The 26,310-nt window shown below is 67.8% G+C and carries 24 protein-coding genes; 8 read left to right on the top strand and 16 right to left on the bottom strand.

What is annotated here, in order from left to right:
- Positions 1–27 precede the first annotated feature (27 nt).
- The 4 genes from FPJ27_RS29840 to FPJ27_RS29855 all read right to left on the bottom strand — a co-directional run bounded on the left by FPJ27_RS29840 (position 28) and on the right by FPJ27_RS29855 (position 3,571).
- A complete protein-coding gene (locus FPJ27_RS29840; protein WP_204423741.1) occupies positions 28–660 on the bottom strand; it encodes an L-threonylcarbamoyladenylate synthase in 633 nt (210 codons plus the stop codon).
- Positions 661–732: 72 nt separating this feature from the next.
- Positions 733–1,563: a 3',5'-nucleoside bisphosphate phosphatase gene (locus tag FPJ27_RS29845; RefSeq protein ID WP_072437250.1), complete on the bottom strand. Its 831-nt coding sequence runs from the start codon at positions 1,561–1,563 to the stop codon at positions 733–735.
- 82 nt (positions 1,564–1,645) lie between these two features.
- On the bottom strand, positions 1,646–2,536 hold the full coding sequence (locus FPJ27_RS29850; protein WP_072437009.1) for an alpha/beta fold hydrolase: 891 nt from the start codon (positions 2,534–2,536) through the stop codon (positions 1,646–1,648).
- 177 nt (positions 2,537–2,713) lie between these two features.
- Positions 2,714–3,571, bottom strand: coding sequence for a ferritin-like domain-containing protein (locus tag FPJ27_RS29855; RefSeq protein ID WP_204423743.1), 858 nt, complete (start codon positions 3,569–3,571; stop codon positions 2,714–2,716).
- A 143-nt stretch (positions 3,572–3,714) separates the two neighbouring features.
- Here FPJ27_RS29855 and FPJ27_RS29860 point away from each other — a divergent pair, with 143 nt between their 5' ends.
- From FPJ27_RS29860 to FPJ27_RS29870, 3 genes are all read left to right on the top strand, one after another.
- Entirely contained in the window at positions 3,715–4,239 is a 525-nt protein-coding gene (locus FPJ27_RS29860) for a gamma carbonic anhydrase family protein (RefSeq protein ID WP_204423745.1), read from the top strand.
- Positions 4,240–4,264: 25 nt separating this feature from the next.
- A complete protein-coding gene (gene hslO / locus FPJ27_RS29865; RefSeq protein ID WP_034183574.1) occupies positions 4,265–5,215 on the top strand; it encodes an Hsp33 family molecular chaperone HslO in 951 nt (316 codons plus the stop codon).
- Positions 5,216–5,344: 129 nt separating this feature from the next.
- Positions 5,345–5,695, top strand: coding sequence for a hypothetical protein (locus tag FPJ27_RS29870; RefSeq protein WP_072437007.1), 351 nt, complete (start codon positions 5,345–5,347; stop codon positions 5,693–5,695).
- A gap of 86 nt (positions 5,696–5,781) precedes the next feature.
- Here FPJ27_RS29870 and ftsB read toward each other — a convergent pair whose 3' ends face one another.
- From ftsB to FPJ27_RS29915, 9 genes are all read right to left on the bottom strand, one after another.
- Positions 5,782–6,207 (bottom strand): cell division protein FtsB, encoded by a 426-nt coding sequence (ftsB, locus tag FPJ27_RS29875; protein ID WP_046546044.1) that lies wholly within the window; start codon positions 6,205–6,207, stop codon positions 5,782–5,784.
- A gap of 81 nt (positions 6,208–6,288) precedes the next feature.
- Positions 6,289–7,572, bottom strand: coding sequence for a phosphopyruvate hydratase (eno, locus tag FPJ27_RS29880; RefSeq protein WP_011352544.1), 1,284 nt, complete (start codon positions 7,570–7,572; stop codon positions 6,289–6,291).
- Between the two features lie 106 nt (positions 7,573–7,678).
- Positions 7,679–8,533 carry a 3-deoxy-8-phosphooctulonate synthase gene (kdsA, locus tag FPJ27_RS29885; protein WP_174945570.1) on the bottom strand — a complete coding sequence of 285 codons (855 nt, stop codon included), beginning with the start codon at positions 8,531–8,533 and terminating at the stop codon, positions 7,679–7,681.
- Positions 8,530–10,188, bottom strand: coding sequence for a CTP synthase (locus tag FPJ27_RS29890; protein ID WP_204423748.1), 1,659 nt, complete (start codon positions 10,186–10,188; stop codon positions 8,530–8,532). The genes kdsA and FPJ27_RS29890 overlap by 4 nt, the downstream gene beginning before the upstream one ends.
- 179 nt (positions 10,189–10,367) lie before the next feature.
- Positions 10,368–11,213, bottom strand: coding sequence for an alpha/beta hydrolase (locus tag FPJ27_RS29895; protein WP_204423750.1), 846 nt, complete (start codon positions 11,211–11,213; stop codon positions 10,368–10,370).
- 136 nt (positions 11,214–11,349) lie between these two features.
- Positions 11,350–13,833, bottom strand: a complete 2,484-nt coding sequence (locus tag FPJ27_RS29900) for a DNA internalization-related competence protein ComEC/Rec2 (protein ID WP_204423753.1) — start codon at positions 13,831–13,833, stop codon at positions 11,350–11,352.
- 57 nt (positions 13,834–13,890) lie between these two features.
- A complete protein-coding gene (locus FPJ27_RS29905) occupies positions 13,891–14,679 on the bottom strand; it encodes a TatD family hydrolase (protein WP_204423755.1) in 789 nt (262 codons plus the stop codon).
- A gap of 66 nt (positions 14,680–14,745) precedes the next feature.
- Positions 14,746–15,441, bottom strand: a complete 696-nt coding sequence (lolD, locus tag FPJ27_RS29910) for a lipoprotein-releasing ABC transporter ATP-binding protein LolD (RefSeq protein WP_204423757.1) — start codon at positions 15,439–15,441, stop codon at positions 14,746–14,748.
- A gap of 55 nt (positions 15,442–15,496) precedes the next feature.
- A complete protein-coding gene (locus tag FPJ27_RS29915; RefSeq protein WP_034183566.1) occupies positions 15,497–16,750 on the bottom strand; it encodes a lipoprotein-releasing ABC transporter permease subunit in 1,254 nt (417 codons plus the stop codon).
- 162 nt (positions 16,751–16,912) lie between these two features.
- On the opposite strand from FPJ27_RS29915, the gene FPJ27_RS29920 reads away from it, so the two are divergent.
- The 5 genes from FPJ27_RS29920 to FPJ27_RS29940 all read left to right on the top strand — a co-directional run bounded on the left by FPJ27_RS29920 (position 16,913) and on the right by FPJ27_RS29940 (position 23,633).
- Positions 16,913–17,977: a regulator gene (locus FPJ27_RS29920; RefSeq protein ID WP_239483333.1), complete on the top strand. Its 1,065-nt coding sequence runs from the start codon at positions 16,913–16,915 to the stop codon at positions 17,975–17,977.
- Between the two features lie 14 nt (positions 17,978–17,991).
- Complete coding sequence (gene recJ, locus FPJ27_RS29925; protein ID WP_047898487.1) at positions 17,992–19,689, top strand: single-stranded-DNA-specific exonuclease RecJ; 1,698 nt, start codon at positions 17,992–17,994, stop codon at positions 19,687–19,689.
- A gap of 152 nt (positions 19,690–19,841) precedes the next feature.
- Positions 19,842–20,946, top strand: a protein-coding gene (gene prfB / locus FPJ27_RS29930; RefSeq protein WP_204423762.1) for a peptide chain release factor 2 whose coding sequence is annotated in 2 segments (ribosomal slippage) — positions 19,842–19,922 and positions 19,924–20,946 — 1,104 coding nt in all. Because the reading frame shifts where the segments join, the coding sequence is not laid out codon by codon here.
- 83 nt (positions 20,947–21,029) lie between these two features.
- Positions 21,030–22,556, top strand: coding sequence for a lysine--tRNA ligase (lysS, locus tag FPJ27_RS29935; protein ID WP_072437001.1), 1,527 nt, complete (start codon positions 21,030–21,032; stop codon positions 22,554–22,556).
- A 348-nt stretch (positions 22,557–22,904) separates the two neighbouring features.
- Entirely contained in the window at positions 22,905–23,633 is a 729-nt protein-coding gene (locus tag FPJ27_RS29940; protein ID WP_204423764.1) for a glycine zipper 2TM domain-containing protein, read from the top strand.
- 123 nt (positions 23,634–23,756) lie between these two features.
- On the opposite strand, the gene iscX is transcribed toward FPJ27_RS29940, so the two are convergent.
- The 3 genes from iscX to hscA all read right to left on the bottom strand — a co-directional run bounded on the left by iscX (position 23,757) and on the right by hscA (position 26,282).
- On the bottom strand, positions 23,757–23,966 hold the full coding sequence (gene iscX / locus FPJ27_RS29945) for a Fe-S cluster assembly protein IscX (RefSeq protein WP_021157676.1): 210 nt from the start codon (positions 23,964–23,966) through the stop codon (positions 23,757–23,759).
- Between the two features lie 17 nt (positions 23,967–23,983).
- Entirely contained in the window at positions 23,984–24,325 is a 342-nt protein-coding gene (fdx, locus tag FPJ27_RS29950) for an ISC system 2Fe-2S type ferredoxin (protein ID WP_034188939.1), read from the bottom strand.
- Positions 24,326–24,413: 88 nt separating this feature from the next.
- Positions 24,414–26,282 carry a Fe-S protein assembly chaperone HscA gene (hscA, locus tag FPJ27_RS29955; RefSeq protein ID WP_204423766.1) on the bottom strand — a complete coding sequence of 623 codons (1,869 nt, stop codon included), beginning with the start codon at positions 26,280–26,282 and terminating at the stop codon, positions 24,414–24,416.
- Positions 26,283–26,310 lie beyond the last annotated feature (28 nt).

Raw genomic sequence — 26,310 nt, forward strand, 5'->3', positions numbered from 1 at the left:
TCGCGCAAAAATTGGAACGTCGCGCGCTTACGCGGCCGAGAGTCCGAACGGTTCGAGCGCGCCGCGCCCCGCGCGCACGAGTTCCGGCGCGTCGCCGGTCAGGTCGATCACCGTCGACGGCTCGCGCGGGCACGCGCCGCCGTCGATCACGAGATCGACCTGTTTCTCGAGCCGCGCACGGATGTCGTCGGGATCGTTGAGCGGCTCGTCGTCCGGCGGCAGGATCAGCGTCGTGCCGAGCAGCGGCTGGCCGAGCGATTCCAGCAGCGCGAGCGTGATCGCGTGATCGGGCACACGCAGCCCGATCGTCTTGCGCGACGGATGCGACAGCCGGCGCGGCACTTCCTTCGTCGCCTGCAGGATGAATACGTACGGGCCCGGCGTCACCGACTTGATCTGCCGGTACTGGCGGTTGTCGACCATCGCGAAGTTTGCGAGCTCCGACAGGTCGCGCACGAGCAGCGACAGGTGCCGTTTCTCGTCGAGGCCGCGAATCCGGCGCACCCGCTCGACCGCATCCTTGTCGTCGAGATGGCACGCGAGCGCATAGCTCGAATCGGTCGGCATCGCGATCACGCCGCCCTTGCTGACGATCTCGACGGCCTGCTTGATCAGGCGCGGCTGCGGATTATCCGGATGAATCCTGAAGAACTGGGACATGGAAGCAGGTAAAGAGGGAGAAGTCGGATGCGCGCGTCGGCCACGACGCGGGCGACGGGCAGCCGCCCGGCGTCAGAGCCAGCGCTCCCAGACCGGTGTCAGGTCGGACGGCAGCGGCGGCAAGCCGCCGAGCTCGACGCGGCCTTCGCCCGGCGCATGGAAATCCGAGCCGCGCGACACTTCGAAACCGAAGCGGCGGGCAACGTCCGCATATTCGCGGTACTGGTCGGGCGTGTGGCTGCCCGTGATGACCTCGATCGCGCGGCCGCCCAGCTCGATGAACTCGCCGAAGAACGCGTCGAATTCGACGGGCGTATAGCGGTAACGGCCCGGATGCGCGACCACGGCTTCGCCGCCCGCCGCGCGGATCCACCCGACCGCATCGGACAGCGCGGCCCAGCGATGCGGGACGAACCCGGGCTTGCCGTCGCCGAGCAGGCGGTCGAACACGTCGGACGTCGATTCGGCGTGGCCGTGCTCGACGAGAAAGCGCGCGAAGTGCGTGCGCGAGATCAGGTCGGGATTCGATACGTACTTCAGCGCGCCTTCGTACGCGTCGGGGATGCCGAGCGTCGCGAGTTGCGCGCCGATCGCCCGCGCGCGTGCCGCGCGGCCGTGACGCGTGCGGTACAGGCCGTCGACGAGCGTCGGGTTCGCGGGATCGATGTTCAGGCCGACGATATGCACGGTGCGCGATGCCCACGTGACCGAAATCTCGACGCCGCTCAGGTAACGCATGCCGAGCGCTTCCGCCTCGCTGCGCGCCTCAGCCTGGCCGCCGATCTCGTCGTGGTCGGTCAGCGCCCACAGGGTCACGCCGCCGGCATGGGCGCGGCGCGCGACGTCGGCAGGCGACAGCAACCCGTCGGAAACATTCGAATGGCAGTGGAGATCAGCGTTCATTGTCGGCATGGCAGGTAAGGCTTCATTCTACTGCAATGCGGCAATTGCACCGCCAGCCTGCCCCGCCGCCGCCGTCGCGGACCTACGCGCAGAACGCCTCGATCAGCGCCGCAATCTGCTCGGGCTGGTCGTGATGCACCATGTGGCCGGCATCCTCGACGAGCTTCTCGCGCCAGTCGGGGAACGCGTTGAAACGCGCCTTGAATTCCGGCAGCGGGATGTCGCCGGCGAGGTGCGCGAGCGTCGGCGAATTGACGGCCTCGACGTGCAGCACCTTCGCGCGCACCTGCGCCCAGGTGGCCATCACCTCGTCGAGCCGGTACAGCAGCGGCCCCGGCATCTTGTGCGCGGGGTCGGCCAGCAGGTGATAGAGGCCGTCGTCGCCGCGCTTCGACCAGTGCGCGGCGAGGAAGGCGGCGCGGCGCGGGTCGAGCCGCGGATTGGTCCTGGTCAGGCGCGCCGCCACGTCGTCGAGGGACGCGTAAGGGCGCAGCGCGGGCGGCTCACGCAGTTCGTCCAGCCAGCCGCGCAGCCGGCGCGGCGCCTGCTCGGCCCGCGCGGGCGCGAGCCCGAAACCCTCGAGGTCGACCACGCGCCGCACGCGTTCCGGCCGCGCGCCCGCATACAGGCACACGACGTTCGCGCCCATGCTGTGCCCGACCAGATTGACTTCGCCGGTCGGCGCATAGTGATCGACGAGCGCATCGAGGTCGCCCAGGTATTCGTGGAACCAGTAGTGGCCGCCGCCCTGCCGCGCGACCGGCCAGTCGGACAGCCCGAAGCCGCGCGCATCGGGCGCGATCACCTGCCAGTCGCCCGCGAGCGCATCGACGACGAACTGGAACGACGCCGCAACGTCCATCCAGCCGTGCAGCATGAACAGCGTCGGCGCATCGGGCCGGCCCCAGCGCCGCACATGCAGCTTCACGCCGCGCACCGTGACGAAATCGGAAACAGAACTCGACGCACTCATTGCAGCCGCCAGAAAAAAGAATGATCGTTCGATTATAGCGGCGACGCCTGCGTTCAGACGACCGGCATTCGAGGTCAAGCTCTAGCGGCCGAGTCGTTCAAGGCTTCGCCGAGGAACCGCCACCAGCAGGGCGCGCGGGCCGGCCCGGCAGACAACACGCAGCCGGACGCGATCCGGCTAACGCGCGGCGTTTCCGGCCGCTGCGTCCTGCGCGGCCAGTTCGTCGAGTTCGGCCTGCTCGAATCCGGCGTCGCGACGCGCATCGAAGTTGAACGGGCCGCGCAGCCGCGGCGCATGGTATTGCTCGGCGAGCTGGCGATAGGCCGGCACCGGATCGCGGCCGGCTTCGTCGCACAGATACCGGAACCAGCGGTTGCCGATCGCGACATGACCGACCTCGTCGCGCAGGATCACATCGAGGATCGCAGCCGATGCATCGTCGCCCGCCTGTACGAGCCGCGCACGGATCGGCGGCGAAGCATCGAGCCCGCGGGCCTCGAGCGTGCGCGGCACGAGCGCCATGCGCGCCAGCACATCGCCCTTGGTCCGCTCGCACATCTCCCACAGCCCGTTGTGCGCGGGAAAATCGCCGTACGCATGCCCGAATGCCGCCAGCCGGTCGGACAGCAGCGTGAAGTGATAGGCCTCCTCGGCCGCGACCTTCAGCCAGTCCGCATAAAACGCATCCGGCAGGCCCGCGAACCGCCAGACCGCGTCGAGCGCCAGATTGATCGCATTGAATTCGATATGGGCGAGCGCGTGCAGCAGCACCGCGCGCCCTTCGGCCGAACGCATGCTGCGTCGCTCGAGCTGGCGCGGCTCGACCAGCGCCGGACGCACCGGGCGCCCGGGCAGGCCGGCCGGTTCGCGCAGTTCGAGCGACGGCGCGATCGCGGCCTGCCCGGCCAGCAGCGCGTCGTACAGCGAACGCACCTGCGCGGCCTTGGCCGCGGGTTCGGATGCGCGCAGCGCGTCGAGCGCGGCGTGGCGCACGCAGGCCGGCGCATGACCGAAAGAAGAAGACTCCATGCTCATAAACGGGGACACCCTCCATGCGTATCGCGGGAGCGCACGCACGCGACGGTTTACAATATGCGATCGTTCCGCGGCGCCATGCGCCGGGCAAACCAGACGCGCCATTCTACCGGCGCCCATCACCGAAGAGACAAGGAGACTCCGTGACGATCTACAAGCTGGGCGATACGGCCCCGACGATCCACGAAAGCGTATTCGTCGCCGATACGGCGGCCATCATCGGCAAGGTCGTGCTCGAGGAAAACGCGAGCGTCTGGTTCGGCGCGACGATACGCGGCGACAACGAGACGATTGCCGTCGGCGCCGGCAGCAACGTCCAGGAAGGCGCGGTACTGCACACGGACCCCGGTTTTCCGCTGACGATTGCCGAAAACGTGACGATCGGGCACCAGGCGATGCTGCACGGCTGCACGATCGGCGAAGGTTCGCTGATCGGTATTCAGGCGGTGGTCTTGAATGGAGCGGTCATCGGCCGCAACTGTCTGGTTGGTGCCGGCGCGGTCGTGACGGAAGGCAAGACGTTCCCGGACAATTCGCTGATTCTCGGCGCACCGGCGAAAGTCGTGCGCGAGCTGTCGGCGGAAGACGTCGCGCGGCTGCGCGCGAACGCGAAGACATACGTCGAGCGGCGCGCGCATTTCAAGGAGCAACTCGTGCGGATCGGGTGATTCGCACGGATTTCAAGGAAGAAGAGTGAGCGACCAGTTACAGAAATTCATGTTCAATGCGGCGCCCGTGCGCGGCGAGATCGTTTCGCTGCGCAATACGTGGCAGGAAGTGCTCGCCCGCCGCGACTACCCTGCCCCCGTGCGCACGGTGCTCGGCGAGATGATGGCCGCGTGCGCGCTGCTGTCCGCGAACCTGAAATTTCACGGCACCCTGATCATGCAGATCTTCGGCGACGGGCCGGTCCAGATGCTGGTCGTCCAGTGCGGCTCGGATCTGTCGATGCGGGCCACCGCGAAGTTCTCCGGCGACGCAGCGCAAACGATCGGCGACGACACGAGTTTCGCGTCGCTCGTCAACGCGAGCGGCCACGGCCGCTGCGTGATCACGCTCGACCCGGCCGACAAGCTGCCGGGCCAGCAGCCGTACCAGGGCATCGTGCCGCTGAACGGCGTCGACGGCCCGCTCGAATCGGTGTCGCAGGTGCTCGAGCATTACATGCACCACTCCGAGCAGCTCGACACGCGGCTGTGGCTCGCGGCCGATCGCGACCGTGCGGTCGGCATGCTGCTGCAGAAGCTGCCGGGCGACGGCGGCATCGTGCCGCGCAACGCAGAAACCGATATCGACACGTGGGAGCGCGTCTGCACGCTCGGCGGCACGCTGTCCGCGAAGGAGCTGCTCGAGGTCGAACCGGAAGTCGTGTTCCGCCGGCTGTTCTGGCAGGAGAACGTGCAGCACTTCGAACCTGCGGGCACGCGCTTCCAGTGCTCATGCTCGCGCGAGAAGGTCGGCGCGATGCTGCGCATGCTCGGCCGCGACGAAGTCGACAGCGTGATCGTCGAGCGCGGCCACGTCGAGATCCACTGCGAGTTCTGCAACCAGCGCTACGAATTCGATCCCGTCGACGTCGCGCAGTTGTTCGCGGCGCCCGGCGTCGAGACCGGCATCGCGCCGGCGACCGGCCAGCGTCACTGAGCGGCGCGCCCGATGCCCGCCGTCCGGGCACGGGCGCATAATGACGCCCAAGCGCCGCACGCACGACGCCGAAGGCTCTACCTTCGGCGCAAGCCGCTTCCCGCCGTCGGCGCGCTGCAGGAGAAACACATGAACCGCCCGTTTCGCACCATCGTCCTGACGAGCGTTGCCGCCGGCACGCTCGCGCTTGCCGGCTGCGCGATGCCGCCGCCGTCCTCCACGATCCTGAGCCGCCTGCCCGAACCGGGCGCGTCGGGCGGCCAGCCGCCCGCGCTATCGAGCGCCGAACGCAAGCGCTACGACGAGATCGACCGGCAGGTGCTGCGCGAACAGAACAGCGCGATGGCGGCCGAGGCAGCCGCGCGCGCGTGGGCCTATTACTCGCCGCCGCCCGTGACCATCTATGGCGGGTATTACGGCGGATGGGGAAATCGCTGGGGAACGGGCATCGGCTACGGCTACCCGGGCTGGTGGTGGTAAGCGATCGCCCGGCCGATTGAACACCGGCAGGAAATAAAAAAGCGCGGCATTTCCCGCGCTTTTTCAATGGGTTCGTGCTGCCGCGCTCAGTGATGCGCGGCCTTGCCCTTGTCGCCGCCATGATGCCGCGACGGCTTCGCGATCGACTGCGGATTCGGCACGACACGCACCGGCGCCGCCGACACGGCACCGCGCGTCGACGTGTTCGAAGGCGTGTTGTTCAGCGGTACCGCCGGTGCATTCGGCGACACGAACTGCACGAATACTTCGCCGTCCTTCACCATGCCCATCTCGTAGCGCGCGCGCTCCTCGATGGCCGCGGTGCCGCCCTGCAGATCCTGCACTTCGCCTGCGGTCCGCTCGTTGCGCAGCTTCTCGTCCGCATTCTTCTGGAGCTGGTCGTCCAACTGCTGACGCAATTCATGCACCCGCAGCCAGCCGCCGTGTCCCCACCATAGGGGGTACTGAATGAGCGCCAGCAAGGCAATCAGGACGACAGTGACAAGCCGCATGTAAGAGACGCAGATATAAGAAGCGCCGCTCCGCGCACATGCACAGAGCGGCGTCGATATGACGAACCCGATATTAGCGCGTTAGCGCAGGTTATAGAAAGCCGATTTACCCGGGTAGCTCGCGATGTCGCCGAGATCTTCCTCGATGCGCAGCAGCTGGTTGTACTTCGAGATGCGGTCGCTGCGCGACAGCGAACCCGTCTTGATCTGACCGGCATTCAGGCCGACCGCGATGTCCGCGATCGTCGAATCTTCCGTTTCGCCCGAGCGGTGCGAGATCACGGCCGTGTAGCCCGCGCGCTTCGCCATTTCGATCGCCGCGAACGTTTCGGTCAGCGTACCAATCTGGTTGATCTTGATGAGAATCGAGTTCGCGATGCCCTTCTCGATGCCTTCCTTCAGGATGCGCGTGTTCGTGACGAACAGGTCGTCGCCGACGAGCTGCACCTTCTTGCCGAGGCGGTCGGTCAGCAGCTTCCAGCCTTCCCAGTCGCTTTCGTGCATGCCGTCCTCGATCGACACGATCGGGAACTTGTCGGCGAGCGTCGCGAGGTAGTCGGTGAATTCGGCCGACGACAGTTGCAGGCCTTCGCCCGCGAGCTGGTACTTGCCGTCGTGGTAGAACTCGGATGCCGCGCAGTCGAGCGCGAGCAGCACGTCCTCGCCCGCGCGGTAGCCGGCCTTCTCGATCGCCTGCAGGATCGTCGACAGGCACTCGTCGTTGCTGCCGAAGTTCGGCGCGAAGCCGCCTTCGTCGCCGACTGCCGTGCTCATGCCGCGGTCGCTCAGGATCTTCTTCAGTGCGTGGAACACTTCCGCGCCGCAACGCAGGGCTTCACGGAACGTCGGCTGGCTCACCGGGACGATCATGAATTCCTGGATGTCGAGGCTGTTGTTCGCGTGCGCGCCGCCGTTGACGATGTTCATCATCGGCACCGGCAGCTGCATCGCGCCCGAACCGCCGAAATAGCGGTACAGCGGCAGGCCTGCCTCTTCGGCGGCAGCCTTCGCGACGGCCATCGACACGGCCAGCATCGCGTTCGCGCCGAGGCGCGACTTGTTGTCGGTGCCGTCCAGCTCGAGCAGCGTCTTGTCGAGGAACGCCTGTTCCGACGCGTCGAGGCCCATGATGGCTTCGGAGATTTCGGTGTTGATGTGCTCGACTGCCTTCAGCACGCCCTTGCCGTTGTAGCGGCCGGCTTCGCCGTCGCGCAGTTCGATCGCTTCACGCGAGCCCGTGGACGCGCCCGACGGCACCGCCGCGCGGCCCATCGTGCCCGATTCGAGCAGCACGTCGCATTCGACGGTGGGGTTGCCGCGCGAATCCAGAATCTCGCGGCCGATGATATCTACGATTGCACTCATGGGTTTCCTCTGAGAATGACGATGGATTCTTCAAACTGCGACGGCGTGCGTGCCGGCACCGCTTTCGCTACTGACGCGCGAAGCCGTCGCAAGGTTCATTCGATCTTTAATTGAAATCGTTTTCCAGGAACGGGTTGCGCTTCACCGCCTGGTCGAGCGTGACGAGGGTCTCCAGCAGCGCGCCCATCCGGTTCAGCGGCACCGCGTTCGGGCCGTCCGACTTCGCCTCGGCCGGATTCGGGTGCGTTTCCATGAAGAGGCCCGCGACGCCCGTCGCGACCGCGGCACGCGCGAGCACCGGCACGAATTCGCGCTGGCCGCCCGAGCTCGTACCCTGCCCGCCCGGCAATTGCACCGAGTGGGTCGCGTCGAATACGACGGGCGCGTTCGTTTCGCGCATGATCGCGAGCGAACGCATGTCCGACACGAGGTTGTTGTAGCCGAACGAGACGCCGCGCTCGCACGCCATGAAGCGATCTTCCGACAGCCCCGCTTCACGTGCCGCGTCGCGCGCCTTGTCGATCACGTTCTTCATGTCGTGCGGCGCGAGGAACTGGCCCTTCTTGATGTTGACCGGCTTGCCCGAGCGCGCACATGCGTGGATGAAATCGGTCTGGCGGCACAGGAATGCGGGCGTCTGCAGCACGTCGACGACCGACGCGACCTGCTCGATCTCGTCGATCGAATGCACGTCGGTCAACACCGGCAGGCCGAGCTGACGCTTCACCTCGGACAGGATCCGCAGGCCCTCGTCCATTCCGAGGCCGCGAAACGACTTGCCCGAGCTGCGGTTCGCCTTGTCGTAGGACGACTTGTAGATGAACGGAATGTTCAGCTTCGCGCAGATCTCCTTCAGGCGGCCCGCCGTGTCGATCGTCATTTGCTCCGATTCGACGACGCAGGTACCCGCGATCAGGAAGAAAGGCTTGTCGAGACCGACCTCGAAATCGCACAGCTTCATGCTTTCACTCCGCGCGCTTGCTTGTTGGCGAGCGCGGCTTCGACGAACGACTTGAAGAGAGGATGACCGTCACGCGGCGTGGACGTGAATTCCGGGTGGAACTGCACGCCGACGAACCACGGGTGCATCGAGCGCGGCAGTTCCATCATTTCCGGCAGATCCTCGCTCGGGGTACGCGCGCTGATGATAAGGCCGCCGCTTTCGAGCTGGGGCACGAAGCGGTTATTGACTTCATAACGGTGGCGATGACGCTCGTTCACGTCCTTGCCGTAGATTTCTTCCGCCATCGTGCCGGGCTTGATCGGGCAGCGCTGCGAGCCGAGGCGCATCGTGCCGCCGAGATCGGATTCCTCGGTGCGCGTCTCGACCTTGCCGTCGCGGTCGTACCACTCGGTGATCAGCGCGACCACGCGTTCCGGCGTGTCCGGATCGAATTCCGTGCTGTTCGCCTGCTTCAGGCCGACGACGTCGCGCGCGAACTCGATCACCGCGAGCTGCATGCCGAGGCAGATGCCGAGATAAGGCACCTTCGCCTCGCGCGCATAGCGGATCGCCGCGATCTTGCCTTCGGTGCCGCGACGGCCGAAACCGCCCGGGACCAGCACCGCGTCGAGGTGCTTCAGGCTGTCGACGCCGTTCGCCTCGATCTCTTCCGAGTCGATGTACTCGATGTTGACCTTGGTCGACGTGTGCAGCGACGCGTGACGCAGCGCCTCGATCAGCGACTTGTACGATTCGGTCAGGTCGACGTACTTGCCGACCATGCCGATCGTCACTTCGTGCTTCGGGTTCTCAAGCTTCTCGACGAGCTCCGACCACATGCTCAGGTCGGCATCGTGCGGCGTCAGCTTCAGCTCGTCGCAGATGATCTTGTCGAGGCCCTGGTCGTGCAGCATCTGCGGAATCTTGTAGATGCTGTCGGCGTCCCACACCGAGATCACGGCGTCTTCCGGCACGTTCGAGAACATCGAGATCTTCTTCGATTCGTCGTCGGGGATGCGGCGATCCGCGCGGCACAGCAGCACGTGCGGCAGGATGCCGATCTCGCGCAGTTTCTGCACGCTGTGCTGGGTCGGCTTCGTCTTCAGCTCGCCGGCCGTCGCGACGTACGGCACGAGCGTCAGGTGCACGAAGCACGCGCTGTTGCGGCCGAGGCGCAGGCTCATCTGGCGCGCGGCTTCAAGGAACGGCAACGACTCGATGTCGCCGACCGTGCCGCCGATCTCGACGATCGCGACATCCGGCTCGCCGCAGGTGGCCGATGCGGCCCCGCGCTCGATGAACGCCTGGATTTCGTTCGTGATGTGCGGAATGACCTGCACGGTCTTGCCGAGATAGTCGCCGCGGCGTTCCTTGCGGATCACCGATTCGTAGATCTGGCCGGTCGTGAAGTTGTTGGCCTTGCGCATCTTCGTGCTGATGAAGCGCTCATAGTGGCCGAGGTCGAGGTCCGTCTCCGCTCCGTCTTCCGTCACAAACACTTCGCCGTGCTGGAACGGGCTCATCGTGCCGGGGTCGACGTTGATGTAGGGATCGAGTTTGAGGAGGGTGACTTTCAGACCGCGCGATTCGAGGATCGCGGCGAGGGAAGCGGCGGCAATACCCTTGCCAAGGGAAGAAACTACGCCGCCGGTGACGAAAACATATTTGGTCATCGCTGGATGCTCGCGGGAAAAACGGATTATACCGTAAAGCCCGCCCTTTTCTCAGCAACTGACGCGATGATCGCGCCCTTTCGGGCGGACCCGCGCCAACCGTGCGCCGGGGGCGAGCCGGCCGGCCGGTCGGCGCGGCCGCACCCGCCGCGGCGCGTACCGGACCGCCGGACGGAGCGTCAGGCGCGCTTCGCGAGCGGGGCGCCGCCCTGCGACATACCGCCCTCTTCCGCCTTCAGCGAATTCAGCATCCGCTGCAATGCACGGGCGGTCTCGAGCGGCCGCTCCATCGGGAACAGGTGGCTGCCCTCGAGCCATTCGACGCGGCCGCGCGCCGCACGGCGCGTCGCGTCGAGCCCGACCTGCCGCACCTCGCGCGAACGCGTGCCGGCGAGAAAACCGATCGGCACCGGCGCGCCGTGCGCGAGCCGCGGGCCGAGCGTGTGCGGCAGCGTCCGGTAGATCAGGTATTCGACCTGCCGGTCGAACGCGAGCGCACGCTCGCCGTCGGCACCGGCCTGCGGAATGCCGTAGTCGATGTAGTCGGCCAGCATCCGTTCGTCCCAGCGCGCGAACGCGGGCTTCTCGCGGAAATGCCGCCAGACTTCGTCGCGGCTCACCCAGTGCGTGCGCCGGTTGCGGGTCGCGGCGGCCGGCGACAGCCGCTCGTCGAGCCCCGCCCACTGGCTCGCGCGCAACGCGCCCGCACGCCAGCCCGCGATGATCGGCGAATCGATCATCACGACGCCGCGCACCCATTGCGGCTTCTTCAGCGCGGCCATCAGCGACAGGTAGCCGCCGAGCGAATGGCCGACGAGCCAGACGGGACGCTCGTAGCGGCTGCCGATGTCGTCGAGCAGTTGCTCGACGAGATGCGGCCAGTCGCGCGTCACCGGGTAGCGGCGGTCGTGGCCGATCCGCTCGATGTAGCGCAGCTCGTAGTCGTCGGCCAGTTCGGCGAAGATCGTCCGGTACGTCGACGCCGGAAAGCCGTTCGCATGCGAGAAGTGGAGGATGTCCTTCAAACGCCGATGTCTCCTTTGTCGACGGGAGTATGTGCTTCAGCACTTACTCCCGTCCCGTGCTTCGCGTTCTATCGGGCCCGTGCTTCCGCACTTTGCGCGAGCCTATGCATTCTTTATGAACCGGCCGTCGCCCCGCTCAACGGTCCATCCAGTACCGTCGCCGTACATCGCGATAGCGCTCGAATGCAAACCCGCCGTCGGCCGGTGCGACGTCGAACCGCACGGCGCCGTCGCGATCGGTGCGCGGCAGCGGAATCCCGCGTGCCTCGTAGCGCGCGAGGACGGTCCGGTGCGGATGTCCGAACCGATTGCGATAGCCTACAGGAAATACCGCGACGCGCGGCCCGACCGAATCGAGGAAAGGCTCGACCGACGACGTGCGGCTGCCGTGGTGCGGAACGACCAGTATCTGTGCGGCCAGCGCGTCGCGCACGGCGTCCACGAGCTGACGTTCGGCGCGTGCTTCGATGTCGCCCGTCAGCAGCGCGGACGTGCCGCCCGCGTCGATGCGCAGCACGCACGATTGCCCGTTCGACGAACCCGCGTCCGGGCCGCCCGCTGGCCAGAGCATCGTGAAGACGACGCCGTCCCAGGTCCAGCGCTGCCCGGCCGCGCACGGCAGCCGGTCGGCGACGCCGGCGGCCGTCGCGTCGCGCCATAGCCGGTTCTTCGACGGAATGCCGGCCAGCAGCTGGCGCACGTCGGCTGCCTCATAGACGGCCGGCGCGCCGCCCGCGTGATCGGCGTCCGCGTGACTGAGCACGAGCGAATCGATCACCGCGATGCCGCGCGAGCGCAACGCCGGCGCGACGATCCGCGCACCGGCATGCGTCGACTCCGCGCCCGGCCCGGCATCGAACAGCAAGGTTCGGCGCGCAGTCTCCACCAGCACCGACGCGCCCTGCCCGACGTCGAGCACGGTCAGCCGGAAGCCGCCCGGCGGCGGCGCATCGGGTGCCGGCGCGATGAGCGGCAGCCACGTGAGCGGCGCCGCCCAGCGCAACGGCCAGCCGCGCGGCATCAGCGCCCATGCGACACCCACGCACGCAAGCGCCAGCACGGGCCAGTCGGGCATGCGCAGCCAGAACACGCCGGCCGGCCAGTCGGCGAGGTGCCCGAGCAGCGTCATCATCGGTTCGAGCGCCGCATGCGCAAGCCGGAACGCATACGCATCGAGCGGCGCGGGCAACGCGATGCCGGCCAGCACGATCGGCGTCACGACCGTGCTCACCCAGGGAATCGCGAACGCATTACCGAATGGGCCCGACAGCGAAATCTGCGCGAACCACGCCGCCGTCAGCGGTGCGAGACCGATCGTCACCGCATACTGCACGCGCGTGGCCTCGGCGATACGGCGCGCGGCGCGCCTCCCCCACGCGCGCAACCGGCTCGACAGGCCGGCCGTGTCGCTGCCCTCCTCGCCTTGCTCGTCGACCTCACGCGCCGCGCGCCAACCCGCAACGGTCAGCACAATGACGGCGACCGCCCCGAACGACAGCCAGAACCCGGCAGACAGCACGGCCCACGGATCGGCGAGCAGCACGCTGCCGAGCGCCGCGCACAGCACCGCCGACGTCGGCACGCTGCGCCCGGCCAGATACGCGATGCCGCCGGCCGCGATCATCCACCACGCACGCTGCGCCGGCACGTTGAAACCGGCGAGCGCCGCATAGCCGGCCGCGGCCGCCAGCGCGGCAAGAGATGCCGCATACGGCGCCGGCAACACGAGCGTCGCGGCCCGCGCACGCCAGCGCAGGCGGCGCCAGACCATCGACACGAGCCCGCCCGCGATCGCGCCGACAAGCCCGACGTGCAGGCCGGAGATCGCGACCAGATGGCTCGTACCCGTGTTGCGCAGCACGCGCCAGTCGTCGTCGCCGATGCCGGACTGGTCGCCGATCGCGAGCGCGGCGACGATGCCGCGATGACCGGCGTCGACGCCGAGCGTCTCGCCGATGCGTGCCCGCAGCACGTCGCGCAGGCGGTCGATCGATGCACGCCAACCCGATGCGTGCGCATCGAGCAATACCGAACGCCGCGGCGCGCTGACGTAACCGATCGCGCGAATGCCTGCGGCAAGCCACGCCGCCTCGCTGTCGCGCACGCCGGCATTGGCCCCGGCGTGCGGGCGCTTCAGGCGCACGACGAAGCGCCAGCGCTGCGCGGCACGCAGCTCGGGAAGCGGATCGCGCGTCGCGGCTGCGCCATACGCGCGCCACGACAGCCGGATCAATGGCGGAAAACGGGCCAGCCCCGCATCGTTCGACTCGACTGCGAGCAGCAGCCGCGCGCCCGTGTCGTCGACGACGGGCAGCCCCCGGATCACGCCGGCGACGACGATGTCGCGCCCTTCCCAGTCGACGGGCAAGCTGTCGCGCAGCCGCCATTCGGCCCGCGCCGCCGCATAACCGAACCCCGCCACGCAGGCCGCGAGCGCGCACAGCATCCATCCGAGCGCGACGGCCGTGCGCGTGCGCCGGCGGCGCATGCACCGCACTCCCAGCGCCGCGCAACCGGCAAGCGCGGCCGCACCGGCTGTCCATGCGATCGCGCCCGGTAACGCCGCCTGCCGCTGCAGCACGACGACGCCGAGCGCGAACGCGATCCACCACACGCGCATCGCGCCTCCTCGTCGACCTGGCGCCGCCATTGCGAATGCGGCGCCTTCCGGCAACGATTATGCGGACGAAAGCGCGAGTCGCGGCAGCGCGGCGAGCGCGTTAGCCGAAGTGGATAGGCCGAGTGAACTGGCGTCGAGACCGCGCAGTTCGGCGAGCACGTCGCCGATGCGCGGCACCTGGTCGGGCGTGTTGCGGGATTTGTACGCCCATTCGGGCGCGATGTCGGGCGCGTCCGTCTCGACGACGATCGCGTCGAGCGGCAATTGCGCCGCAAGCCGGCGGATCTGCAACGCGCGCGTGAATGTCACGTTGCCGCCGAAGCCGAGATGCAGCCCCTGCGCGAGATACGCTTCGGCCTGCTGGAAACTGCCGTTGAATGCATGCGCGATGCCGCGCCGCACGCCGAAGCGGCGCAGCCCCGCGAGCACGCGGTCCTGCGACTTGCGCACGTGGCACAGCACGGGCAGGTCGAATTCGCGCGCCAGCTTCAGCTGCCCCTGGTAGAAGAACTGCTGCCGGTCTTCGTCGAGTCCCGGCACGAAATAGTCGAGGCCGATCTCGCCGATCGCGACGAAGCGCGGATCGTCGAGGCTCGCTTCGATCTCCATGCGCAGCCGGTCGAGATCCTCGTCGCGCGCGCGCGGCGTATACATCGGATGGATGCCGAGTGCATAGACGGCACCCGGCGTGCGCTGCGCAAGTTCGCGCACCGTCGTGAAGTTGTCGCGCCCGATGCTCGGGATCACGATGCGCGACACGCCGGCCGCGCGTGCCGCCTGCGCGACCGCGTCACGGTCGGCGTCGAACTCGGCGGCATCGAGATGGCAGTGCGTATCGATCCACATGACGGCATTCCTGTACCCCTCGCGCCGCGCCGGGACGAACCCGGCGGCCCGGCCAGGGGCGTTCGCTTACACCGGCAGCGCCGGCTCCTCGTGCAGCACGCCGTCGCGCAGCCGCATGATGCGGTCGCAGCGCGCGGCGAGATCGGGATCGTGCGTGACGATCACGAAGCTCGTTTCGAGCGTCTCGGACAGTTCGAGCATCAGGTTGAACACCGTGTCTGCCGTCGTGCCGTCGAGGTTGCCGGTCGGCTCGTCCGCGAGCACGCACGCGGGCTTCGTGACCAGCGCGCGCGCGATCGCGACACGCTGCCGCTCACCGCCCGACAGTTCGCCCGGCCGGTGCTTCGCACGCGGGCCGAGACCGACGCGTTCGAGCATCGCCTGGGCCTGCGCGCGCGCGTCCTCGGTCGTCATCCGGCGGATGCGCAGCGGCATCGCGACGTTGTCGAGCGCGGTGAACTCGGGCAGCAGGTGATGGAACTGGTAGACGAAGCCGAGCGCGCGGTTGCGCAATTCGTTGCGCTCGCGCTCGGCGAGTTGCGTAAACGGCTTGCCGAGCAGCGACACCTCGCCCGCGCTCGGCTCGTCGAGCCCGCCCAGCACATGCAGCAGCGTGCTCTTGCCGGAACCCGACGCGCCGACGATCGCGAGCTTTTCGCCGCGCCGCACCGTCAGCTCGGCATTGTTGAGCACCTGCACGTTGAAGCCGCCTTGCACGAACGCCTTCGTGATCCCGCGCGCCTGAAGCACGTATTCCTGCATACCTGCCGAATCCTGTCTGTTGTGTTGTTCTGAATCCGCGAATGCGGTTGCGCGGTCATTCATAGCGGAGCGCCTCCGCCGGCTTCACCTTCGCGCCGCGCCAGCTCGGATAGAGCGTCGCGACGGCCGACAGCGCGAACGCGATCAGGCCGATCCGGATCACGTCGCTCGCGACGAGTTCGGACGGCAGCTCGCTGATGAAGTACACGGACGGCGGCAGGAACTGCACACCGAACAGGTGCTCGATCATCGGGATCAGCCAAGGGATGCTCCACGCGATCAGGCAGCCGAGCGCGACGCCCGACGCCGTGCCGACGAAGCCGATCGTCACGCCCTGCACGACGAAGATCTTCATGATCGACCCCGGCTGCGCGCCGAGCGTGCGCAGGATCGCGATGTCGGCCTGCTTGTTGGTCACGGTCATCACGAGCGACGACACGAGGTTGAACGCGGCCACCGCAATGATCAGCGTCAGGATGATGAACATCATCCGTTTCTCGATCTGCACGGCCGAGAACCACGTCTTGTTCTGCTGTGTCCAGTCGCGGATGTACAGGCTGCCCGACAGCGTATGCGACAGCTCGACCGCAACCTGCGGCGCCTTCTGCATGTCCGTCAGCCGCAGCCGCACGCCGGTCGGCGCAGCCATCCGGAACAATGCCTCGGCATCGCGGATGTTGATCATCGCGAGCGTGCTGTCGTATTCGTAGTGGCCCGACTCGAACACGCCGACGACCGTGAACTGCTTCAGGCGCGGCATCATGCCGGCCGGCGTGATCGAGCCTTCGGGCGCGACCAGCGTGACCTTGTCGCCGACCGTCACGCCGAGGTTGCCGGCGAGCGCGTCGCCGAGCACGATGCCGAACTGGCCCGGCACGAGCGCACCGAGCTGCCCGGCCTTCATGTCCTTGCCGATGTCGGACACCTGCGGCTCGAGCGTCGGCTCGACGCCGCGCAGCATCACGCCGCTCACCGCGTCCTGGCGCGTGAGCAGCGCCTGCGCGTCGACGTACGGCGCCGCGCCGACCACCGACGGATTGCGGCGCGCTTCCTGCGCGGTCAGTTGCCAGTCGGGCATCGAGCCCGTCGGCGAGAACACCTCGACGTGCGCGAGCACCGACAGCATGCGGTCGCGCACCTCCTTCTGGAAGCCGTTCATCACCGACAGCACGACGATCAGCGCCGCGACGCCAAGCGCGATCCCGAGCATCGACACGAGGGCGATGAAGGAAATGAAGCCGTTGCCGGTCGTGCGTTTGCCGGCGCGCGTATAGCGCCAGCCGATCTGCCATTCGTACGGAAGTTTCAAGCGAATCCTTTCTGCTGGTTACGGCGGGAAGGCGCCCTGCGGCCGGACCGCCGCCCGGCGGCGGCCACCGGCCCGGGCGCGGTCGAAAAACGGCCGCCGGACGCGAACGGGCCGTCTGCCGGCCCGATCACGCGCGCAGTTTGCCATACAATGCGCACCATCATGCACGACCGACGCCTCCATTTTCTCGTTCCGTTCGCGCTGCCGTCGGCGGCCGATGCGGCCTCGTCCCTGCACACGCTGGACAGCCCCGCGCTCGAAAAGTTGCTCGCCCGCGCGCGCCTCGTCGAGCGCGTGGCCGGCGAGGACTTCCAGCGCACGCTGCCGCACGAGCGCTGGCTGGCCCGCCAGTTCGGCGCGACCCAGGGCAACGCCGCGGACGAGGCGCCGCTCGCGCCCTACATGTTGCTGGCGGACGGCGGCGAACCCGGCGCGCAAGCATGGGCATGCGTCGAGCCCGTGCACGTCGAAATCGCGCACGATCACCTGGTGCTCGTCGATCCGGCGGCGCTCGCGCTCGACGACGGCGACGCGGCCGCGCTACTCGCGGTCGCGCGGCCGCTGATCGAGGAGCTCGGCGTACGGCTCGAAGCGCCGAACCCCGCGCGCTGGTACCTGTCGAGCGAACAGCTCGCACGGCTCGCCGGCGCCGCGCCGCTGCGCGCAAGCGGCCGCAACATCGAGATCTGGCTGCCGCACGAGGCACACACGGGCGAACGCTCGCGGATGTGGATGAAACTGCAGAACGAAGTGCAGATGGCGTGGTTCCAGCACCCGGTCAACGAAGCCCGCGAGGCGCGCGGCCTGCCGGCCGTCAACTCGATCTGGTTCCATGCGCAGGGCACGCTGAAGCCGGTCGGCAAGCCGTTCGCGCGCGTGCTGTCCGCATCGCCCGCCGCGCTCGGCCTCGCGCGCGCCGCGCAAGCCGAAGCCGGCCCCCCACCCGCCGCGTTCGGCGCGCTGCCCGCCGGCGACGGCGCGACGCTCGTCGAACTCCCCGCGTTGACCACCCCATTCATCGAACAGGACTGGGCGCGCTGGCACGACGGGCTCGCCGCGCTCGAGCGCGACTGGTTCGCGCCGGTGCTCGCCGCGCTGCAAAACGGCGCGCTCGCCAGCGTCGAATTCACGCTGTGCGGCGATACGAGCTCCGTGACGCTGCACGCGACGCGCGGCGACCTGCGCAAGTTCTGGCGCCGCCGTGCGCTCGCCTCCCTGTTCGAATAACAAGCAGACCCCGAATGACCCGGATCGTTACCCGCCCCGTCGCGCCCGCCGACGCCGAAGTGCTCGCGCGCCACGGCCTGCATCCCGTCCTCGCGCGCCTGTACGCGTCGCGCGGCGTGCAGTCCCCGACCGACATCGAGACCGCGCTCGCGCGCCTCGTCCCGCCTACCGAACTGAAGGGCTGCGCCGACGCGGCGTCGCTGCTCGCCGACGCGATCGCCGACAAACGACGCCTGCTCGTCGTCGCCGACTACGACTGCGACGGCGCGACCGCCTGCGCGGTCGCGGTGCGCGGCCTGCGGATGTTCGGCGCGCAGATCGACTACCTGGTGCCGAACCGCTTCGAATACGGCTACGGCCTCACGCCCGAGATCGTCGAGCTCGCGGCCGCGCGCAAGCCCGACCTGCTGATCACCGTCGACAACGGGATCGCGAGCGTCGCGGGCGTCGAGGCCGCGAACGCGCGCGGCATCGACGTGCTCGTCACCGACCACCACCTGCCCGGCGACGCGCTGCCCGCCGCCCGCGCGATCGTCAACCCGAACCAGCCCGGCTGCGCGTTCCCGAGCAAGCACATCGCCGGCGTCGGCGTGATGTTCTACGTGCTGCTGGCGCTGCGCGCCGAATTGCGCCGCCGCGGCGCATTCGCGAGCAAGGAAGCCGAGCCGCGCCTCGACGGCCTGCTCGACCTCGTCGCGCTCGGCACCGTCGCCGACGTCGTGCGGCTCGACGGCAACAACCGCGTGCTCGTCGCGCAGGGGCTGCAGCGCATCCGCAACGGCCGCATGCAGCCGGGCATCGCCGCGCTGTTCCGCGCCGCCGCGCGCGAAGCACGCACCGCGTCGGGCTTCGACCTCGGCTTCGGCCTCGGTCCGCGGCTCAACGCCGCGGGGCGGCTGTCCGACATGTCGCTCGGCATCGAGTGCCTGATCACCGACGACATCGGCCGCGCGTGGGATCTCGCGCAGCAGCTCGACGTGATGAACCGCGAGCGCCGCGAGATCGAGGCCGGCATGCAGCAGCAGGCGCTCGCCGATCTCGCCGACGTCGACCCGGCCGACGCGTGCACGATCACGCTGTTCAACCCCGAATGGCACCAGGGCGTGATCGGCATCGTCGCCGGGCGACTCAAGGAAAAATTCCACCGCCCGTCGTTCACGTTCGCGCACGCGGACGACGAAGGCAAGCGGGTCAAGGGATCGGGCCGGTCGATCGCCGGCTTCCATCTGCGCGACGCGCTCGACCTCGTGTCGAAACGCGAACCGGACCTGATCGTCGCGTTCGGCGGCCATGCAATGGCGGCCGGCCTCACGCTCGATACCGAGAACGTGCCGCGCTTCGCGGCCGCGTTCGAGGCCGTCGCACGCGAATGGCTGTCCGACGACGCGCTCGCCCGCGTGATCGAGACCGACGGCGAACTCGAGGACGCTTACTTCACACCGCAGTTCGTCGGGCTGCTCGACGAAGCCGTCTGGGGGCAAGGTTTTCCGGCCCCGCTTTTCTCGGGCGAATTCGACGTCGTGTCGCAGTCGCTCGTGAAGGAAAAGCACCTGAAGCTGCAGCTTGCGCGCGGCCGCCAGCGCTTCAACGCGATCTGGTTCAACCATACCGAGCCGCTGCCGGCAAGCGCGCTGATCGCGTACCGCCTCGTCGCCGACACATGGAACGGCGTCACGCGCGTCCAGTTGATCGTCGAACACGCGGCCGGCTGAGCGCGGGCCGCCCGGCCCGCGATGCCCGCCGATGCATGCACGCCGCACCGGACGGGGCCGCGGCACACGTGCGAGCACCGTTCGCGTCACCGGGCAACCCTGCCGATCGGCTATAATTCCGCTTTTTTACGAAGCAAGAAAAGCGAACGATCATGGAAGCGGAACGTCTCAACGCGATCGAAAGCTCCCTGCTCGACCTGCGCAACCGCGCGGGCGAGCTCCGGGGGTATCTTTGACTACGACGCCAAAGCTGCGCGTCTGATCGAAGTCAACAAGGAACTCGAAGATCCGAACGTCTGGAACGATTCGAAGAACGCCCAGGCACTCGGCCGCGAGAAGAAGCTGCTCGAAGGCGTCGTCACGACGCTGACGGCGCTCGATAGCGACCTGCGCGACGCGCTCGACCTGTTCGAGCTGGCCCGCGAGGAAGGCGACGAGGACACGCTCGTCGCATCGGAAGACGACGCCGCGAAGCTCGAGGCACGCGTTGGCGACATCGAGTTCCGCCGGATGTTCTCGAACCCGGCCGACCCGAACAACTGCTTCATCGACATCCAGGCCGGCGCCGGCGGCACCGAGGCGTGCGACTGGGCGTCGATGCTGCTGCGCCAGTACCTGCGCTACTGCGAACGCAAGGGCTTCAAGGCCGAGGTGCTCGAAGAGTCCGACGGCGACGTCGCCGGCATCAAGAACGCGACGGTCAAGGTCTCGGGCGAATACGCATACGGCTTCCTGCGCACCGAAACGGGCATCCACCGTCTCGTGCGCAAGTCACCGTTCGATTCGTCGGGCGGCCGCCACACGTCGTTCTCGTCGGTGTTCGTCTATCCGGAAATCGACGACTCGATCGAAGTCGAGATCAACCCGGCCGACCTGCGCATCGACACGTACCGCGCCTCGGGCGCCGGCGGCCAGCACATCAACAAGACCGACTCCGCGGTGCGGATCACGCACATGCCGACCGGCATCGTCGTGCAGTGCCAGAACGACCGCTCGCAGCACCGCAACCGCGCGGAAGCGATGGCGATGCTGAAGTCGCGCCTGTACGAAGTCGAGATGCGCAAGCGCCAGGTCGAGCAGGACAAGCTCGAATCGAGCAAGACCGACGTGGGCTGGGGCCACCAGATCCGCTCGTACGTGCTCGACCAGAGCCGCGTGAAGGACCTGCGCACGAACGTCGAAATGAGCAACACCCGCGCGGTGCTCGACGGCGATCTCGACGACTTCATCAGCGCGAGCCTCAAACAGGGCGTGTAAGCGCCGCGGCGCGGCCTGGCCAGGTCGCGCCGCCCTTGCCCTGCCCGTTTGCGTTGCCGCACCCACTCCGAATTCCGACCATCATGACCGAACCGACCCAAACGCAGCCCGCCGTCGCAGCGGACGAAAACCAGATCATCTCCGAGCGCCGCGAGAAGCTGCGCGCCTTGCGCGAGCAAGGCGTCGCCTACCCGAACGATTTCCGGCCGACGCACCACGCGGCCGATCTGCAGGTGAAATTCGCCGACTCGGACAAGGCCGCGCTCGAAGCGAACCCGGTCGAGGTATCGGTCGCCGGCCGCATGATGCTCAAGCGCGTGATGGGCAAGGCGAGCTTCGCGACGGTGCAGGACGGGTCGGGCCAGATCCAGTTCTTCGTGACGCCGAACGACGTCGGCGCGGAAACCTACGACGCGTTCAAGAAGTGGGACCTCGGCGACATCGTGGCCGCGCGCGGCGTGCTGTTCCGCACCAACAAGGGCGAGCTGTCGGTCCAGTGCAAGGAGCTGCGCCTGCTGTCGAAGGCGCTGCGTCCGCTGCCGGACAAGTTCCACGGCCTCTCCGACCAGGAAATGCGCTACCGCCAGCGCTATGTCGACCTGATCGTCACGCCGGAAACGCGCGACACGTTCCGCGCACGCACCAGGACGATCGCGTCGATCCGCAAGTTCATGGATTCGGCCGACTTCATGGAAGTCGAGACGCCGATGCTGCACCCGATCCCGGGCGGCGCGGCCGCGAAGCCGTTCGTCACGCATCACAATGCGCTCGACATGCAGATGTTCCTGCGCATCGCGCCGGAGCTGTACCTGAAGCGCCTGATCGTCGGCGGCTTCGAGCGCGTGTTCGAAATCAACCGCAATTTCCGGAACGAAGGCGTGTCGCCGCGTCACAACCCGGAATTCACGATGATGGAGTTCTACGCCGCGTACACCGACTACCGCTGGCTGATGGACTTCACCGAGCAGCTGATCCGCCAGGCGGCGATCGACGCGCTCGGCACCGCGACGATCCAGTACCAGGGCCGCGAGCTCGACCTCGCGAAGCCGTTCCATCGCCTGACGATCACGCAGGCGATCCAGAAGTATGCACCGCAATACACCGACGGCCAGCTGTCGGACGACGCGTACCTGCGCACCGAACTGAAGCGCTTCGGCGTCGATGTCAAGCAGCCGGCGTTCCTGAACGCGGGCATCGGCGCACTGCAGCTCGCGCTGTTCGAGGAAACGGCCGAAGCGCAGCTCTGGGAACCGACGTTCATCATCGACTACCCGGTCGAGGTGTCGCCGCTCGCACGCGCATCGGATACGGTGCCGGGCATCACCGAGCGTTTCGAGCTGTTCATGACCGGCCGCGAGATCGCGAACGGCTTCTCGGAGCTGAACGACCCTGAAGACCAGGCCGCGCGCTTCAAGAAGCAGGTCGAGCAGAAGGATGCGGGCGACGAGGAAGCGATGTTCTTCGACGCCGACTACATCCGCGCGCTCGAATACGGGATGCCTCCGACCGGCGGCTGCGGGATCGGCATCGACCGTCTCGTGATGCTGCTGACCGACAGCCCGACGATCCGCGACGTGCTGCTGTTCCCCCATCTGCGCCGCGAAGACTGACGGCCGCGCCCGCGTGTGCGCCGCGCCCTGCGGCGCGCACGCATCAGCTTTGTAACGACGCGTAAATCCCGCCAGCCGGCGTCCGCCGGCTTTCGATCCTCCCCCGTTTTATTCCCTCGTCGCGACGGCCTGCCCCGGGTTTTCCCGGTAACGATCGCCCACGCCCCGCTGCAATTCGTTACACCTTGATACGGCGCGCCCGTCGCCGGTCGACGACACTCCTTTTGCGTCACCACGCATGAGCACGGGACCAGAACAAGGCGCCGGAACGCCGAGTCTGCTTGACCCCGAAGCGTGGGATCCGGCCTGGCGACAACGTACCGATCCGGATCGACATCGGAGAAAAAAATGGACAACCAGAATCAGACCACGCCGCAAAAGCAACGCCTCCATCCGCTGATCGCCACTGCAGCCGGCGCCGTTATCGTCGCCAGCCTTGCGGCAACGGCAGCGATTACGGGCGTATTCCCGAAGGCCAGTAGCAGCAACGAACAGAACGGCCAGACCCAGGCCGCGCTGATCGCGTCGCAGCCGGCCGTCGATACGGCTGCGGCCGCCAGCGCCGCGCTGGCCGCGCAAGCCCGGCAGCAGGCGGCCGAACAAGCCGCCGCGCAGCAGAAGGCGATCGCGCAGGCCGAACCGAAGCCCGCGCGCCCGGCGGCGACTCACCGCCGTCATACGCAGGCACCGCAGCCGCCGCAATACGCGCAGCAGCAGCCGTCCGCGCCCGCCCAGGCTGCCTACTGCCAGAGCTGCGGCACGGTCGTCGCGATCACGCAGACGCGCACGCCGGGCCAGAGCTCGGGGATCGGCGCCGTTGGCGGTGCAGCGGCCGGCGGCCTGCTCGGCAACCAGTTCGGCAACGGTAACGGCCGCACCGCGATGACGATCATCGGTGCGCTGGGCGGCGGTCTCGCCGGCAACCAGGTCGAGAAGCAGGTACGCGCGGAAACCGACTATCAGGTGCAAGTGCAGATGGAAAGCGGCGCGACGCGCACGTTCACGTACCACAACCCGCCGCCGTTCGGCCAGGGCCAGCGCGTGCGGATCGAGAACGGCACGCTGGTCGGCGCGTAAGCGGCCGCTGCCCGCGCGTCGTGCCCGGGCAAGCGACCTGAAAACGAAAACGGCTCGCGAGCGATTGCTCACGAGCCGTTTTTTCATTGCCGGCCTTGTGCGTCATTGCGGCGCACGCCGTGCTCAGTCTTCGTCGTCGAAGTCCGATTCGTCGATCCAGTGTGCCTGGATCGCTTCGAGGATCTTCTCGCCGGAATGCTTCGGATCGTCGTCGAAGCCGTCGAGTTCAAGCACCCACTGGCGCAGGTCGACGAAGTTGATCCGCTGCGGGTCGATGTCCGGGTGCTTGTCCGCCAGTGCAATGGCTATTTCGCGCGAATCGGTCCATTTCATCGCCTGCCTCCGGGTTGTCAGTGATTTTCCTTCGCGTGGTTGATCGAGTACTTCGGAATCTCGACCACCAGGTCCGAATCTTCCGTCACGATCGCCTGGCACGACAGGCGCGACGTCGGCTCGAGGCCCCACGCCTTGTCCAGCAGGTCGTCCTCGTCCTCCTCGGACGGCGCCAGATCGTTGAAGCCCTCGCGGATCACCACATGGCACGTCGTACACGCGCACGACTTCTCGCATGCATGCTCGATCTCGATTCCGTGGTCGAGCAGGTTGTCGCAGATACTCTTGCCGGGCGTCGCGTCGATCACTGCGCCGTCCGGGCACAGTTCGACGTGAGGCAGCACCACCAGTTGAGGCATGTCCGTTCCATCAGTCAGGGTGCGGCGACAGGCGCCGCACGGTTCATTATCGCGCGGGCCGTCGCCGGCCGATGCGCAGTTCGTGAATTCAGATCTCGTCGAGCCGGCGGCCCGACAGTGCGCGCTTGATGCTCTTGTCCATCCGGCGCGCCGCGAATTCGTCGGTGCCGTCGGCCAGCGTCTTGGTCGCCGCTTCGATCGCATTCGTATCGTCGCCTTGCGCAACCGCGCGCAGCGCCGCGGCGAGCGCGTCGATCTGCGTGCGCTCGTCCGCATCGAGCAGTTCGCCGTCGGTCGCCAGCGCGGCCTGCGTCGCCTCGAGCATCCGCTCGGCCTCGACCTGCGCTTCGCGCAGCGCGCGTGCACGCATGTCGATTTCGGCGGTCTTGAAGCTGTCCTCGAGCATCTTCGCGATGTCGTCGTCGGCGAGGCCGTACGACGGCTTCACGACCACCGATGCCTCGACGCCCGACAGCTGTTCGCGTGCGAACACCGACAGCAGGCCGTCCGCGTCGACCTGATAGGTCACGCGAATCCGCGCGGCGCCGGCCGTCATCGGCGGAATGCCGCGCAGCTCGAAGCGCGCGAGCGACCGGCAGTCGGCGACGAGCTCGCGCTCGCCCTGCACGACGTGGATCGCCATCGCGGTCTGGCCGTCCTTGAAAGTCGTGAATTCCTGTGCGCGTGCGATCGGAATCGTCGAGTTGCGCGGAATGATCTTCTCGACGAGGCCGCCCATCGTCTCGACGCCGAGCGACAGCGGAATCACGTCGAGCAGCAGCCAGTCGTCACCGGTGCCGCGATTGCCCGCGAGCAGGTCGGCCTGGATCGCAGCACCGAGCGCGACGACCTGGTCCGGATCGAGGTTCACGAGCGGCGGCTGGCCGAAATACTTCGCGACCGCGTCACGGATTACCGGCATGCGCGTCGCGCCGCCGACGAGCACGACGCCCTTGATGTCGGCCGGCGTCACCTGCGCGTCGCGCAGCGCCTTGCGGGTCGGTGTGAGCGTGCGCTGCACGAGCGGCTCGACGAGCGATGCGAACGTGTCGTGCGAGATCGTCTGCACGACGTGCGCGCCGCCCGACAGCGTCACGTCGAGCGATGCCTCCGGCGCGGACGACAGTGCCTCCTTCAGCACGCGCACACGGTCGAGCAGCAGGCGCACGTCCTCGGGAGCGAGCGTCTTTGCGTCGATGTCGGCCTGCGCGAGCACCTGACCGAACAGCGCGTGATCGAAGTCGTCGCCGCCGAGTGCGGAATCGCCGCCCGCGGCCAGCACTTCGAACACGCCCTTCGTCAGCTTCAGGATCGACAGGTCGAACGTGCCGCCGCCGAGGTCGTACACCGCATAGAGGCCTTCAGCCGCGTTGTCGAGGCCGTAGGCAATCGCCGCAGCAGTCGGTTCGTTCAGCAGGCGCAGCACGTTGAGGCCCGCGAGACGCGCGGCATCCTTGGTCGCCTGGCGCTGCGCTTCGTCGAAATACGCGGGCACCGTGATCACCGCGCCGACCAGATCGTCGCCGAGCGAATCTTCGGCGCGATAGCGCAGCGTCGCGAGAATCTCCGCCGACACTTCGACCGGGCTCTTCACGCCGTCGACGGTACGGATCTGCACCATGCCCGGCGCGTCGACGAATTCGTACGGCGCGTTCGCCGCGCCTTCGACCTCGGCCTTGCCGCGACCCATGAAGCGCTTGACCGACACGATCGTGTTGCGCGGATCGGTCGCAGCCTGCTCTTTCGCTTCGTGGCCGATGCGGCGGCCGCCCTTCTCGAGGTAACGGACCACCGAAGGCAGCAGCACGCGGCCCTCTTCGTCCGGCAGTACTTCGGCCACGCTGTTGCGCACGGCCGCGACGAGCGAGTTCGTCGTGCCGAGATCGATCCCGACGGCGAGTCGCCGCTGGTGCGGCGCCGGCGCCATGCCCGGTTCGGAAATTTGCAGTAAAGCCATCTTGGTTCGTTCGGGCGCGCGGCCCGTT

The sequence above is a fragment of the Burkholderia sp. MS455 genome (assembly GCF_016899445.1).
Classification (GTDB): Bacteria; Pseudomonadota; Gammaproteobacteria; order Burkholderiales; family Burkholderiaceae; genus Burkholderia; species Burkholderia pyrrocinia_C.

Coding starts and splice junctions, on each gene's coding strand:
- fdx (WP_034188939.1), bottom strand. CDS start 24,325: ATGCCTCAACTGGTGGTGCTGCCTCACGTCGAACTGTGCCCGGACGGC.
- FPJ27_RS29855 (WP_204423743.1), bottom strand. CDS start 3,571: ATGAGCATGGAGTCTTCTTCTTTCGGTCATGCGCCGGCCTGCGTGCGC.
- ftsB (WP_046546044.1), bottom strand. CDS start 6,207: ATGCGGCTTGTCACTGTCGTCCTGATTGCCTTGCTGGCGCTCATTCAG.
- FPJ27_RS29900 (WP_204423753.1), bottom strand. CDS start 13,833: ATGCGCGTGTGGTGGATCGCGTTCGCGCTCGGCGTCGTCGTGCTGCAG.
- lysS (WP_072437001.1), top strand. CDS start 21,030: ATGACCGAACCGACCCAAACGCAGCCCGCCGTCGCAGCGGACGAAAAC.
- eno (WP_011352544.1), bottom strand. CDS start 7,572: ATGAGTGCAATCGTAGATATCATCGGCCGCGAGATTCTGGATTCGCGC.
- FPJ27_RS29920 (WP_239483333.1), top strand. CDS start 16,913: ATGCACGACCGACGCCTCCATTTTCTCGTTCCGTTCGCGCTGCCGTCG.
- FPJ27_RS29845 (WP_072437250.1), bottom strand. CDS start 1,563: ATGAACGCTGATCTCCACTGCCATTCGAATGTTTCCGACGGGTTGCTG.
- FPJ27_RS29870 (WP_072437007.1), top strand. CDS start 5,345: ATGAACCGCCCGTTTCGCACCATCGTCCTGACGAGCGTTGCCGCCGGC.
- FPJ27_RS29940 (WP_204423764.1), top strand. CDS start 22,905: ATGGACAACCAGAATCAGACCACGCCGCAAAAGCAACGCCTCCATCCG.
- FPJ27_RS29890 (WP_204423748.1), bottom strand. CDS start 10,188: ATGACCAAATATGTTTTCGTCACCGGCGGCGTAGTTTCTTCCCTTGGC.
- kdsA (WP_174945570.1), bottom strand. CDS start 8,533: ATGAAGCTGTGCGATTTCGAGGTCGGTCTCGACAAGCCTTTCTTCCTG.
- hscA (WP_204423766.1), bottom strand. CDS start 26,282: ATGGCTTTACTGCAAATTTCCGAACCGGGCATGGCGCCGGCGCCGCAC.
- lolD (WP_204423757.1), bottom strand. CDS start 15,441: ATGCAGGAATACGTGCTTCAGGCGCGCGGGATCACGAAGGCGTTCGTG.
- FPJ27_RS29850 (WP_072437009.1), bottom strand. CDS start 2,536: ATGAGTGCGTCGAGTTCTGTTTCCGATTTCGTCACGGTGCGCGGCGTG.
- FPJ27_RS29905 (WP_204423755.1), bottom strand. CDS start 14,679: ATGTGGATCGATACGCACTGCCATCTCGATGCCGCCGAGTTCGACGCC.
- iscX (WP_021157676.1), bottom strand. CDS start 23,966: ATGAAATGGACCGATTCGCGCGAAATAGCCATTGCACTGGCGGACAAG.
- FPJ27_RS29840 (WP_204423741.1), bottom strand. CDS start 660: ATGTCCCAGTTCTTCAGGATTCATCCGGATAATCCGCAGCCGCGCCTG.
- recJ (WP_047898487.1), top strand. CDS start 17,992: ATGACCCGGATCGTTACCCGCCCCGTCGCGCCCGCCGACGCCGAAGTG.